Annotated in this window: 12 protein-coding genes and 1 pseudogene; 6 read left to right on the forward strand and 7 right to left on the reverse strand. The window is 63.8% G+C overall.

What is annotated here, in order from left to right:
• Positions 1-2: 2 nt before the first annotated feature.
• Positions 3-560 (reverse strand): annotated as a pseudogene (locus tag NKI05_RS00510) (GNAT family N-acetyltransferase).
• Positions 561-676: 116 nt separating this feature from the next.
• Positions 677-1,126 carry a GatB/YqeY domain-containing protein gene (locus NKI05_RS00515; RefSeq protein WP_032894020.1) on the reverse strand — a complete coding sequence of 150 codons (450 nt, stop codon included), beginning with the start codon at positions 1,124-1,126 and terminating at the stop codon, positions 677-679.
• 260 nt (positions 1,127-1,386) lie between these two features.
• Between NKI05_RS00515 and carA the strand changes: the two genes are divergently transcribed.
• Both carA and NKI05_RS00525 read left to right on the forward strand, forming a co-directional pair.
• Positions 1,387-2,604 (forward strand): glutamine-hydrolyzing carbamoyl-phosphate synthase small subunit, encoded by a 1,218-nt coding sequence (gene carA, locus NKI05_RS00520; protein WP_081727309.1) that lies wholly within the window; start codon positions 1,387-1,389, stop codon positions 2,602-2,604.
• 325 nt (positions 2,605-2,929) lie between these two features.
• Positions 2,930-3,313, forward strand: a complete 384-nt coding sequence (locus NKI05_RS00525; RefSeq protein WP_023815024.1) for a helix-turn-helix transcriptional regulator — start codon at positions 2,930-2,932, stop codon at positions 3,311-3,313.
• Between the two features lie 9 nt (positions 3,314-3,322).
• On the opposite strand, the gene NKI05_RS00530 is transcribed toward NKI05_RS00525, so the two are convergent.
• The 3 genes from NKI05_RS00530 to ypfJ all read right to left on the reverse strand — a co-directional run bounded on the left by NKI05_RS00530 (position 3,323) and on the right by ypfJ (position 6,617).
• Positions 3,323-4,243, reverse strand: coding sequence for an aldo/keto reductase (locus NKI05_RS00530; protein WP_023815023.1), 921 nt, complete (start codon positions 4,241-4,243; stop codon positions 3,323-3,325).
• The gene (locus NKI05_RS00535; RefSeq protein WP_023733296.1) at positions 4,240-5,505 is read right to left on the reverse strand and encodes a TCR/Tet family MFS transporter; all 1,266 of its coding nucleotides are present in this window, start codon (positions 5,503-5,505) and stop codon (positions 4,240-4,242) included. The genes NKI05_RS00530 and NKI05_RS00535 overlap by 4 nt, the downstream gene beginning before the upstream one ends.
• A gap of 176 nt (positions 5,506-5,681) precedes the next feature.
• Positions 5,682-6,617, reverse strand: a complete 936-nt coding sequence (gene ypfJ / locus NKI05_RS00540; RefSeq protein ID WP_023705842.1) for a KPN_02809 family neutral zinc metallopeptidase — start codon at positions 6,615-6,617, stop codon at positions 5,682-5,684.
• A 188-nt stretch (positions 6,618-6,805) separates the two neighbouring features.
• Here ypfJ and NKI05_RS00545 point away from each other — a divergent pair, with 188 nt between their 5' ends.
• A complete protein-coding gene (locus NKI05_RS00545) occupies positions 6,806-8,872 on the forward strand; it encodes a hypothetical protein (protein ID WP_031205243.1) in 2,067 nt (688 codons plus the stop codon).
• Positions 8,873-8,900: 28 nt separating this feature from the next.
• Here the strand turns inward: NKI05_RS00545 and NKI05_RS00550 are convergent, their stop codons facing one another.
• Positions 8,901-9,089, reverse strand: coding sequence for a hypothetical protein (locus NKI05_RS00550; RefSeq protein ID WP_023672434.1), 189 nt, complete (start codon positions 9,087-9,089; stop codon positions 8,901-8,903).
• A 91-nt stretch (positions 9,090-9,180) separates the two neighbouring features.
• Positions 9,181-9,636: a manganese-binding transcriptional regulator MntR gene (mntR, locus tag NKI05_RS00555; protein ID WP_023672433.1), complete on the reverse strand. Its 456-nt coding sequence runs from the start codon at positions 9,634-9,636 to the stop codon at positions 9,181-9,183.
• Between the two features lie 257 nt (positions 9,637-9,893).
• On the opposite strand from mntR, the gene NKI05_RS00560 reads away from it, so the two are divergent.
• The 3 genes from NKI05_RS00560 to NKI05_RS00570 all read left to right on the forward strand — a co-directional run bounded on the left by NKI05_RS00560 (position 9,894) and on the right by NKI05_RS00570 (position 12,931).
• Positions 9,894-11,252, forward strand: a complete 1,359-nt coding sequence (locus NKI05_RS00560) for an Nramp family divalent metal transporter (RefSeq protein ID WP_023672432.1) — start codon at positions 9,894-9,896, stop codon at positions 11,250-11,252.
• A gap of 53 nt (positions 11,253-11,305) precedes the next feature.
• Positions 11,306-12,163 carry a protein-L-isoaspartate O-methyltransferase family protein gene (locus tag NKI05_RS00565; protein WP_023815021.1) on the forward strand — a complete coding sequence of 286 codons (858 nt, stop codon included), beginning with the start codon at positions 11,306-11,308 and terminating at the stop codon, positions 12,161-12,163.
• A gap of 117 nt (positions 12,164-12,280) precedes the next feature.
• A complete protein-coding gene (locus NKI05_RS00570; protein ID WP_023731609.1) occupies positions 12,281-12,931 on the forward strand; it encodes a dihydrofolate reductase family protein in 651 nt (216 codons plus the stop codon).
• Positions 12,932-12,967: the final 36 nt, after the last annotated feature.

Genomic DNA, 12,967 nt, shown 5'->3' on the forward strand with positions numbered 1-12,967 from the left:
GACTACAAATCGATCCGGAACAACAAACTCTCGGCGCCGCCATACGCGGCGTCCTTGATGAACGGACCGACCACACGGCCGCCATTGGCCAGCACCACCTTCTGCGAGGCCGGATTGTCGAGGTCAGTGGTGAGCTCGACATATGGCAAACCAACAGCCCTCGCCTCGTCCAGCATCAGCCGCAGCGCCTCGGTCGCTTAGCCTCGTCCGCGCTTCCACGGCGCCACGGCATAGCCGATATGGCCGAGCACATGCGACGGCAGTGCGGCCGTACCGGGCTGCCAGCGAAAGCCGATCGAGCCGGCGGCCTCGCCGTCCCAGATCCAGCGCCGGAAGCCGGGCAGCCGCGGCACTGTCGTGCCATTAGGCAAGGTAATCGGGCCTCCTTTGGCCTCGGGATCGTCGAGGCTGGCAAGGAACGCCGCAGGATCCTCGTCGATCGCCGCAAGTTGCTCGCGCGTCGCTTCCATCAGCCGGACATTGTCCGGCGACCAGCCACGCTCGAGCGCCGCCTTGTAGGAGGGCAGATGTTCGAGCGTGGGTTTGACGATCTCGATCATGGTGGGTCTCTCCGGCAGGTCAAGGCTTGGCTCGCTTAAGCCGGTGCGGACCGTTTCTTGCCCAGAGGTGATGTCCCGCCCCCTGCTCTCCTTCGCCACTGAAGCGGTGTCGGCTCTTACTGCAGCAGGCCTTTGACGATGCCGCTGGCCTTGCCGAAATCCATCTGGCCGGCATATTTCTGCTTCAGCGCGGCGATCACCTTGCCCATGTCCTTTTGGCTGGCGGCACCGGTCGCAGCGATCGCCTCGCGCGCCGCAGCTGTTACGGCGGCGTCATCCAGCTGCGTCGGCAGGAAGCCGCGGATGATCTCCATCTCGCCACGCTCCTGTGCGGCCAGATCCGGGCGCTTGCCGTCCTCGAACGCCTTGGCCGATTCCTCGCGCTGCTTCACCATCTTGGCCAGGATCTGCAGGATCTCCTCGTCGCTGGCGGGGTCCTTGGTCGAGCCGCGATTGGCTATGTCGCGGTCGTGGATGGCGGCCTGGATCAGCCTGAGCGTCGGCAGCCGGTGCTTGTCCTGCGCCTTCATCGCGCTTTTCAGGGATTCGGCGATTTTTGCGCGCATGATGCTTTCTCCTTCGAACGGCGCGGACAATAACCGCGGCCCATCCGCAAAGCAAACGCGCCAAAGCCCTGATATCGTTCGGCGAAACAAATGCTCGCCGTTTTTGGCACGGGCATCATTGACCGCTCTGGCGCCTTCCCCTATGTACTCGGCCTTGCACAAGACAAAGAATTGATGCGCGCAGGCTCGAGAGATCGGCCGCGCCGTTTGCTGCGCAGATGGCCCGCCATCGAAGCGCGCAGCGTGACAGGAGCGTCGCCATGGCCGAGATGACCCCCGAACTGACCCCGCCTTGGGCAACCGAAAAGCCGACCGCCGTCCTGGTGCTGGCCGACGGCACCGTCATCGAGGGTCGCGGCCTCGGCGCCACCGGTTCCGCCGTTGCCGAAGTCTGCTTCAACACCGCGCTCACCGGCTACCAGGAAATTCTCACCGACCCATCCTATGCCGGCCAGATCGTCACCTTCACCTTCCCGCATATCGGCAACATCGGCACCAATGACGAGGACATCGAGGACTTGAACCCGGTCGCCCGTGCCGGCGCCGTTGGCGCGGTGTTCAAGGCCGATGTCACCAACCCGTCCAACTACCGCGCCGGCACCGGGCTGGACCAGTGGCTGAAGAAGCGCGGCATCGTCGCGCTGTCGGGCATCGACACCCGGGCGCTGACCGCGCTGATCCGCGAAAAGGGCATGCCCAATGCCGTCATTGCGCACGCGCCCGACGGCATCTTCGACCTCGACGATTTGAAGCGGCGGGCCGCCGCCTGGTCGGGCCTGATCGGGCTTGACCTCGCCAAGGAAGTCACCTCCGGCCAGTCCTCGGTCTGGCGTGAAACGCCCTGGGTGTGGAACGAAGGCTTTGGCGAACAGGCCGAGCCGTCGATGCACGTCGTCGCCATCGACTACGGCGTCAAGCGTAACATCCTTCGCCTGCTTTCCGGCCTCGGCGCCAAGGTCACCGTGGTTCCGGCCGGCACCGGCTCGGAAGAGATCCTGGCCATGCAGCCCGACGGCATCTTCCTCTCCAACGGCCCCGGCGACCCGGAAGCCACCGGCGACTACGCGGTGCCGGTCATCCAGGACCTGCTCAAGACCGATATTCCGGTGTTCGGCATCTGCCTCGGCCACCAGATGCTGGCCCTGGCGCTCGGCGGCAAGACCGCCAAGATGCACCAGGGTCATCACGGCGCCAACCACCCGGTCAAGGATCATACCACCGGCAAGGTCGAGATCGTCTCGATGAACCACGGCTTTGCCGTCGATGCCGACTCCTTGCCCGAGGGCGTCGAGGAAACCCATGTCTCGCTGTTCGACGGCTCCAACTGCGGCATCGCGCTGACCGGACGTCCGGTGTTCTCGGTCCAGCACCACCCCGAGGCCTCGCCCGGCCCGCAGGACTCGCACTATCTGTTCCGCCGCTTCGTCAACCTGATCCGCGAAAAGCGCGGCGAGGAACTGCTGGCCGAACGGGCCTGAGCCCTCTATGTAGCAGCGATAATATCGCTTAGCCTCGAGCGATAAATCTGCGATATTGCGCGAGTGAAGACGATCATCCTCTCGGTGTCGGCAGCTCGCGATCTCGACAACCTGCCGGCCGATGTCCGCGAGCAGGTCTCTGAGGGTTTGAACACTTATGCCATCAGCGGGCGCGGGGATGTAAAACGTCTTGCCGGCCGAGACGGTTACAGACTTCGGATCGGTCGCTACCGCGTTATATTGATGAAGATCGCAAGACAATCCTCGCGATCTACATCGGCAAGCGCCAAACGACGACCTACAGCCGGCCATAGGACAGCACATCATGAACGCTCCGCAAATCATAAGGACTTCAACCGGGGAAGAACTGGTCGTCATCCCGAAGGCTGACTACGAGGCATTGCTGCATGCCGCCGAAGAAGCCAGAGAAGACGCTGCGGATGTGGCGATCTACGATGAGCGGAAGGCCGAGTTCAAAACGGAAAAGCCTCTGCCCGCCGAGGTGACCATGGATGTTTTGCGAGGTTCCAGCCGGCTCAAGGCGCTGCGCAACTGGCGCAAGCTGACGCAGGCCGAGTTGGCTGATGCCATCGGTGTCAGCCAGGGCTTCCTGTCGGACCTTGAATCCAATCGCCGCAAGCCATCGGTGCAAACCACCACCGTGCTGTCGAAGGCATTGGACGTGCCCAGCGAATGGATCGAAGCCTAGTATCTGACCTTACGCCACCGGCCGGCCTTCGCTGGCCTCCAGTATGGCGAACCATTGCTGGCGGTCGAGGTCGATCTCCAGCGCCTTGACCATGGCGGCCAGCCGCTCGGGCTTCATCGTGCCCAGCACCGGCGCCAGCCGCGCCGGATGACGCAGCAGCCAGGCGATGGCGACGGCGGCGAGATCGCCGGCGCCGATCTCGGCAGCCACCGCCGCGATTGCCGCCCTGACCCGCGCCTCGCGCCCTTCCTTGCCGGTGAACAGCAAGCCGCCGCCGAGCGGCGACCAGATCATCGGCGCATAGCCGAGGCGTTGCGCGTGATCGAGGCTGCCATCCATCAGCGCATTGGTCTTCAGCACCGACATTTCGATCTGGTTGGTGGCCAAGGCAAACGGCAGCCGCGAAGCCAGAAGGTCGAACTGCGACGGCGTGAAATTGGAGACCCCGACCGCTCTCACCTTGCCCGAGTTGACCAGCCCGGCAAGGGCCGCCGCCGTCTCGTCGGCATCCATCAGCGGATCCGGCCGGTGCAGCAGCAACAGGTCGAGATAGTCGGTGCCGAGATTGGCGAGCGAACGGTCGACCGAGGCGGCAATGTGGGCCGCACTGGTGTCGTAATGCTTCAGCCGGTTCAGAGGCCGGTTGGCCGATGCCAGAATGATGTCGCATTTCGAGATCAGCTCGATGCTGTCGCGCTTGCCCTTCCAGCGCGACAAGCCGGCGCCAAAGGCAGCTTCCACCTGGTAATGCCCGTAAATATCGGCATGGTCGAAGCTGGTAAGGCCGAGATCGACCGCAGTGCCGATCAGCCGCGCGATCTGGTCGGCGTCCGGGCGCGCGGCGCTGTCGAGCAAGCGCCAGGCGCCGAACACCAGCCGCGACAGCGACAAACCGTCCTTGGTCAGCTCTATGCGGCTGTCATGGCTCATATCTGGGCTCCATCTTCCGCAGCGCCGGTGGCAACGCTTCTCACCGCCGTCGGCCTCGCAACTTTCGTCACAAAGACAATGACCGCAAGCGTCAGGAAGCACGCGCCAACCAGATAGGGGGCGCCGCCGAACACTACGGGCGCATTCGGTCCGGTGAACCAGGAAAAGATCGCGGTGTAGAGCAGCGGCGTGATGATCGAGGTGATCGAGAAGATCGACGTCATCGCACCCTGCAATTCGCCTTGCGCCGATGGCGGCACCTTGGCGGCGGCAAGGCTTCTCAGCGGCGGATCGGCCAGTGCTTCGAGGCAGCCGACGACGATCACCGCATAGATCATCCAGCCTTGCGAGGCGAAGGCGTAGCCGAAGGCGCTGGCCGCAGTAAATGTCAGGCCGATCACCGCCGTCCTCCATTCGCCAAGTTTGGGGATCACGCGCGGCAGCACCGTCGCCATGACGATCGCCCCACACAGGCCGAAGGCGCCGAGCGAGAAGCCGATCTGCTGCTCGCTCCAGCCATAACGATAATTGGACACGAACGACCACACCGCAGGATACATCATGTGGCCGAGCGTCATCAGGAAGAAGGCGAGCCCGATCCAGCCGATGCCCTGATATTGGCGCATCTGCAGCAGCGTGCCGACCGGGTTGGCGCGTTTCCACTCGAAGCGGCGGCGGTGCTTTTCATCGAGCGTTTCAGGCAGGAAGAACATGGCGATGAGGAAGTTCACGAAGGCAAGCCCGGCGGCAAAGTAAAACGGCACTCGCGGCCCGAACGTGCCGAGCAGCCCGCCCAGCACCGGCCCAATGACGAAGCCGACGCCGAAGGCGATGCCGAGCAGACCGAAATTCTTCGCCCGGTTGTCGTCGTTCGAGATGTCGGCAATGAAGGCCGACGTCGTCGAATAGCTGGCGCCCGAAACGCCGGCCAGCACGCGGCCGATGAACAGCATCGGATAGGACCAGGCGATGGCGCAGATCAGATTGTCGATCGAGAATGTAAGCACCGAGGCAAGCAGGATCGGCCGCCGCCCGAAGCGGTCGCTCAATCCACCCATGATTGGCGCGAAGAAGAACTGCATCGCCGCATAGACGAAGAACAGCCAGCCGCCTTCGATCGCCGCTTCGCTGATGCCGACGCCGGAAAGCTCCCTGAGAAAGGCCGGCAACACCGGCATGATCATGCCGAAGCCGATAATGTCGAGCAGCAGCGTGGTGAAGACGAGCGCAAGGCCCCGCCTGGCGGTTTTGGGGTCGATCATGATGGCGTCTGCTCCCTGAGACCGCCCTTGGGCGGGCGCCCGTTATAGGCGAGGCGCCACTTTGGAACAATAGGAGAACGCCTCAGGCGTTCTCCTCCTGACATCTGTTGCCGGTGGTGAATCGGCCCGCCGACGGATGCGCTTTGAACCGCGGTCGGCTGGAACTTGCGAGCGCCTCAAACCGGACCGGTCAGCGTGTTGCAATCCGACAGCTTGCCGCTCTTGTAGCCGCGCGCCAGCCAGGTCTGCCTTTGCTGCGACGTCCCGTGGTTGAAGCTTTCCGGAACGACATAGCCCTGCATCTTCTTCTGCAGCGTATCGTCGCCGATCTGCTTGGCGGCGTTGAGCGCCTCTTCGATGTCGCCCTGTTCCAGAATGCCCTTCTGCGCGGTGAAATGCGCCCAAACGCCGGCGAAGCAGTCGGCCTGCAACTCGATGCGCACCGACATCTGGTTGGCTTCCGCCTCACCCATCGACTGCCGCATCTGGTTGAACTTGGGCAGGATGCCGGTGAGGTTCTGCACATGGTGACCGACTTCATGAGCGATCACATAGGCTTGGGCGAAATCCCCCGAGGCGCCGAACTGCTGGTCGAGCTGCTGGAAGAAGGTGGTGTCGAGGTAGACCTTGTGGTCGCCGGGACAATAGAACGGTCCCGCTGCCGTCGAGGCGGAGCCGCAGGCCGAGCGGATCTGGCCGCTGAACAGCACAAGCTTCGGGTCCTCGTATTTCAGGCCCTGCGACTGGAAGATGCCGGTCCAGGTCTCTTCGGTCTCGGCCAGCACGGTCGCCACGAACTGCTTCATCTCGTCGGAAGCAGGCGTGCCGGCGCCGTCGTCCTGGCCGCCGCTGTTGTCGGTAATCTGGCCACCACCACCCGGCAGCACGCCGCCGCCCTCGCCGGTGCCCAGGATCTGCGACGGGTCGAAGCCGAAATACCATCCGGCCAGCACCACGAGGACAACCAGCAGGATGCTGCCGCCGCCGCCGGTGCGGCCGCCGATCGGGATGCGGAACTGGCCAGGGCTGCCGCCGCCAAAACCACCACCGCCGCCGCTGTCGCTGCGCTCGTCCTCGACATTGTCACTCTGACGGCGGCCCTTCCAGAGCATGGCAACTCCCCGTATGCAAATTTTCGGCTGGCCTGGCCGATTGTCGTGGCCCAGTCCGACCCAACAGACAATTATCGCAATGGTTGCGCCAAGTCACAGTATTTTTCGTGGCGGCGGCATCGCGTTCGCACTCTGGTCGAGGCGGCATGCGCGCTGTAGCATCCGGTTCGAACGGGGGTGTCGGGGACTTGCGGACGATCGGTCGATTTCTGCTGCTGGCCGTGGTGCTATGCCTCGGCCCGTTGCCGGCGCGCGCCGTGACGCTCGATTCCAGCGTCGCCGTGACCGATCCCGAGACATTGCAGGCGCTTGAGCGTGGCGGCCTCTCGATCAGCCGCCTGCTCGGCCCGGCGCTGGGTCTCACGCGCGAGGTCGACAATCGGGGCCTGTTTTCGGTGCGCGCGCTGACCCCTGTGCGCAACGCCGTCAAGCAGGAGATCGCCGACGAGCCTGCCAATAGCCCCGATCCTTACGTCGCGGCCATGGTCAAGTCGAAGGACACCAGCCAGAAATTCAACCCGAAATACATCGACGATGACGGCTCGACGCTCGACCTGACCGGCGTCGTCAACCGCATGGACCGCGGCTATCTCGGCCACACCGAATGCGGCGAGATCAGGCTGATCTACCGCTTCCACTATTCGGTGGCGGAGAAGCCCACGAAGGGAAAGACAGCGCAACGCATCTCGTCGCGGCTGCCGCTGACCATGAGTCTGGTCTTCAACGCCAGGCCCGGCGAGGCTCGCCCCCGCGCTTCGAGAGACCGTCCAAGCGCCACCGCCGTTTCCTGTGCCGAAATCGCCAAGCGCTGGCTCGCCGCCGGCCAGAAGAACCTTGCGCCCGAGCAACTGGCAGCCTGGCTGCGCTCCGACGAAGGGCCGCTCTCCAACGCCATGCTGAATTCGTCGCAGATCATGCGGCTTGAGCTGAACATGCAGGTTCTCCGGCTGTCGGCCTCGAGCCGCCGCGACTTCGGTGGCCACGCCGAATATCTCCTCAAGATTTTCAAATGGGACCCAACGACGTCCACCTTCCAGGAATCGAAGATGGAGAACCAGATCGACCGGAAAGTGGTTCTGGCCGACCGGCCGGCCTTCGCCAAATGGCTGCTCACCGACCGCAACATCTACGATCTCGACCGCGGCCGGCTGGTCATCGACGACAAATTCCTGGCGACCAGCGCCGTCTCGGTCGCACCCGGCGGCATTGCCAGATCGCAAAACAACATCGCCTATGGGCTGCTCGACGATGCCGACATCGACAAGGCACTGCAGGACTATGTCGCCAAGGGCAACGAGCTGCGCAGCGTGAAATCGGTGGCCGGCTTCAATCTGCGTCTCAACGAAATGACCTGCACCGGCTGCCACCAGACGCACGGCATTGCCGGCTTCCATTACACCGGCGCCGATCCGGCCAGCGAGCCGCGCCGCAACGCCGTCTTCGTCCCCGGCTCGGCGGTGTTCTTCGCCGACCTGCCTCGCCGCCGCGCCATCGTCGAGGACTTCGCCGCCGGCGGCCATCCGGATTTCTCACGCGGCTTCGCCGCCCGTCCGGACGCCAAACTCGCCGAAGCGCTGAAAGGCACCGATCTCTACAATGGCTGGGGCTCGATCTGCTACAGCGGCAAGGATGCCAGCTTCAAGGACTGGAGCTGCGGCGAAAGCCTGCGCTGCGCCGGCGTCCATGAAAGCGACATCCATCCGGGCTTCGGCACCTGCGTCAGCGAGGCGGCCACCGCAGTCGGCGACCCCGTCGAGTTCGGCGAGATTAAGATGTCGAGCTGGGGCAGCGACAAATATTGCCGCCTGTCGCCGGCCACCGCAAAAGCCTGCGCTATCGATCCGGCGCGCGACAAGAAACCGGTAATCAAGCTCGCCGGCTATGGCGCGGCGCGCCAACGCTACGACAACCCCGAGCAGAAGACCGGTGGCTTTCCCGGGGGCATGCTGCGCAAGGCAAGCTGCGACAAGCTTCCCGACGAGGCGACTTGCGGCCGCCTCGCCAAGACCGGTTTCAACGACTGCATCGCGTCGGGCAAGGACCACAAATTCTGCACCAAGGAATTCACCAAGACCGCCGGCCTGCGCGCCTGCGACAAGGCGCATCCCTGCCGCGAGGACTATATCTGCACCGCCGGCTACGACGATCTGGCCGCAGCCAAGCCTGGCAAGGGCTCCTGCATTCCGCCCTATTTCATATTCCAGTTCCGCGTCGACGGCCATCCGCGCAGTTGGGTGCAGGACACCGAGGAATGAGCGGCAGGTTGCCGCTTGCGAACAGAACTCAGATCTTCTGCTTGGTGCCGGCGCTTTTGCCGTCCGAGCTTTTGGAGCGTTCCTCGAAACGCGCGGCGCCCTTTTTCAGCGCATGGCCGGTTTCGACCTCGGTCTTGCGTTCGTCCTTTGCCGCTGCCTGCCTCAAACCCTCGGCCGCCTGCTTGCCCTTCGCGGTCGGTGCCTGTTCGACGCCCATGTTTTCCTCCTTGGCGCGCGACAATCACGCGCAACGTCAGGAGCAACGAGCCTGACGTGCGGAGGTTCCAGTGGTGCGGCCCCGGCACCCCTCAGCGCGGCGCGATCATCGCCTTGCGAAAGGCTTCCAGCGTCTCGGCGCTGACATGATGCTCGATGCCCTCGGCATCGATGCGCGCCGTCTCGGCGCTGACACCGAGCGAACGCAAAAACGCTTCTACCGTCTGGTGGCGGATGCGGCTCTCTTCCGCCACCTTGCGCCCGGCGTCGGTCAGGAACACACCGCGATAGGGTTTTCTGGAAACGAGCCCGTCGGCGCACAGCCTGGTCAGCATCTTGGCCACCGTCGGCTGGGCGACACCGAGCCGCGCAGCAATATCGACCTGACGCGCCTCATTGCCGTCCTCGATCAGGTCGGCGATCAGCTCGACATAATCCTCGACCAGCGCGCCGCGGCGCGCTTCGCGCTGCTGCCGGAACCCTTTCGAATGAATCTCGGCGTCAGGCAGCGGCTCCTCGCGTCCAACCGGTCTGTGCTTCAGCGCCAACACGCGCTCCTTCCTATCTTTTGACAAGAATCGGCTTTGGGCAAAGCAATCGCCCTTTGCCATTCATAGCACGGGCTTAACTGTTCCAGCCGTTTATTTCCATTCCATGGTGGGCGCAACCGGCGTTTGCGATCCCCGGCCGGCCTGCCGGTCGGCGCAACAGGAAGCACATACAATGAAATATAGCCTATTGCATAATGTTGAGCCCTGGCATAGATAGGATGACGTCAACCGATCCACCCAGTGGAAAGCCCTCCATGTCCGAAGCTGACGCTACCTTGGGATCATCCTGGCGATTTGACAGGCCGGAGGACAATCCTCCCAGCCTGCGCGAGGTGAACTCCACGATCGCGGTGCCGCAGTCCGGCGTCTGGTTCCGTCGCCTGTTCGCCTTCATGGGACCGGGCTACATGGTCTCGGTCGGCTATATGGATCCGGGCAACTGGGCCACCGACCTCGCCGGCGGCGCCCAGTTCGGCTACACGCTATTGTTCATCATCATGCTGTCCAACCTGATGGCGATCCTGCTGCAGGCGCTTGCCGCCCGGCTTGGCATCGCCACCGGCCGCGACCTCGCCCAGGCCTGCCGCGCCTATTATCCGCGTCCCGTCAGTTTCGTGCTGTGGATCGCCTGCGAACTCGCCATCATCGCCTGCGACCTCGCCGAGGTGATCGGCACGGCGATCGCGCTGCAGCTTCTGTTCGGCATTCCGCTGATCGGCGGCGCGTTGCTGACGGCGCTCGACGCCTTCATCGTGCTGCTCTTGATGAACAAGGGTTTCCGCTATCTCGAAGCCTTCGTCATCGCGCTTTTGATCATCATCTTCGGCTGTTTCGCCATCCAGATCTTTGCCGCTGCCCCTCCGGTCGGCTCGATCCTGCATTCGATGTTCGTGCCGTCGACGGAGATCGTCACCAATCCGGCGATGCTCTACATCGCCATCGGCATCATCGGCGCCACGGTGATGCCGCACAATCTCTACCTGCACTCCTCGATCGTACAGACACGCGCCTATGAACGGACCGAAAAAGGCAAGCGCGACGCCATTAAATGGGCGACGACGGACTCGACCATCGCGCTCGTCCTGGCGCTGTTCGTCAACGCCTCGATCCTGATCGTCTCGGCGGTGGCCTTCCATGGCACCGGCCATCAGGATGTCGCCGAGATCGGCCAAGCCTTCGAGCTCTTGTCGCCACTGCTCGGCCTCGGCATCGCCTCCATCCTGTTTGCGGTGGCGCTGCTGGCCTCCGGCCTCAACTCGACGGTTACGGCAACGCTTGCCGGCCAGATCGTCATGGAAGGCTTTTTGCGCCTGCGCATTCCGCAATGGGCGCGCCGGCTGCTGACGCGCGGCATCGCCATCGTCCCGGTGGTGGTCGTCACCGCGCTCTATGGCGAAAAGGGCACCGGCCAGTTGCTGGTCTTCAGCCAGGTGGTACTGTCGATGCAGCTGCCCTTCGCAGTCATCCCGCTGGTGCAGTTCGTCTCCGACAAGAAGAAGATGGGCAACCTTGCCATTCCCCGCGGCGTGGCGGTCCTCGCCTGGGTCGTCGCGGCGGTCATCCTGGTGCTCAACTTCAAGCTGCTCTACGACACCGTCTTCGGCGTCGGCTGAGTTTCATTCCCGACCGCGACAAACCGGCCGCTTGCGCTATCTTGATCGCCATCATGACAAGTGTCGAAGACGCCAGGAAATTTTACGCGCAACTGATGGCGGCCAATGCCGGCTCGGCCGACCCGCGCCTCGAAGAGGCGTTTGCCACCGTGCCGCGCGAGGCCTTTCTCGGTCCCGGACCCTGGGCGGTCGTCGCCGGCAGGGCGCTCACCACCGGCAACGGCAAGATCATGACGCCGAGCGCCGATCCTGTTCACATCTATCAGGACGTGCTGGTGGCGCTCGATGCCGACAAGGGCATCAACAATGGCGAACCCTCCCTGCACGCCATGTGGATAGGCAGGATCGCTCCCAGGCCGGACGAGGCCGTCACCCATATCGGCGCCGGCACCGGCTACTACACCGCCTTGCTGGCCCGGCTGGTTGCGCCCGGCCCGGTGACCGCCTTCGAAATGGAGGCCGATCTTGCTGCCAGAGCGACAAAGAATCTCGAGACCTACGGCAATGTAAGCGTCGTCCACGGCGATGCCGTCACCGGCGATCTGGCGCCGTCCGACATCATCTATGTCAATGCCGGTGTCGTCGCACCGCCGGCTCCTTGGCTTCGGGCGCTGAAAGCGGGCGGCCGCATGATCTTTCCCTGGCGTCCGTCCCAGGGCGTCGGCCTGGCCGTGATGGTAACCCGCAACGACAAGGGCTTTGCCTGCGACCCCTTCATGCGCTCGTGGTTCATCCCCTGCGTCGGCGCCTCGGCGGCCGGTTCGGCGGCCAAAATCCCCGACCTCCAGAAGGCGGCGCGCAGCCGTTCGATCTGGCTGACGTCAGACAGGGCGCCGGACCGGACCGCCACCGCCATCATCGGCGACGTCTGGTTTTCGTCGCAGGCGCTTGGCGGCGGGCGACGGCGGTAGGTACCCTTGTCGGCCGGCAGCGTTTTTTTGCCAACGCCTGTCGGGCGGCCGCCGGCCTGTCCGTCCTTAGATCGAAATCCGGCCCTGACGGCGCGGATCCTGGAAAAGGAAAATCCAATGCGAAAGATCATCGCCGCTACCTTCGTCAGCCTCGACGGCGTCATGCAGGCGCCGGGCGGCCCGGAAGAAGACCCGGTTGGCGGCTTCGAGTTCGGCGGCTGGACGTTCCACTACTTCGACGAGGTGGCGGGCGTGGCCATGGAGGAATTGTTCTCTAAGCCCTTCGCCCTGCTGCTCGGCCGCAGAACCTACGACATCTTCGCCGCTTACTGGCCGTACCAGAAAGATGCCATCGGAGATGCCTTCAACCCTGCGACTAAATATGTGGCGACGCATCGGCCGGATTCGCTCACCTGGGAAAATACGCAATGGCTTGGAGAAGATATCGTCGCGGCGTTGCGCCGCCTCAAGAAGGAAGATGGGCCTGACCTGCTCATCCAGGGTTCGAGCGAGCTGATCCAGACTTTGCTCGCCAACGGGCTGATCGACGAGATCCGGTTGATGATCTTCCCGCTGCTGCTGGGCAAGGGCAAGCGGCTGTTCGATGGTGGTGCGATGCCCGCCGCTTTCAAGCTGGTCAAGTCGCAGGCCACTACCACAGGCGTCATCATGGCGACCTACGAACGCGGGGGTGAGGTCAAGGTCGGGTCGTTCGCTACGCAGAAGCCGTCAGAGGCCGAGCTCGAGCGGCGTAAGAACTGGAAGTGACAGGGACAGGCTTGGCACCTTTCCTCTCCCTCCGGA

Source organism: Mesorhizobium sp. M0771, assembly GCF_040320155.1.
In the GTDB taxonomy this organism is placed as follows: domain Bacteria; phylum Pseudomonadota; class Alphaproteobacteria; order Rhizobiales; family Rhizobiaceae; genus Mesorhizobium.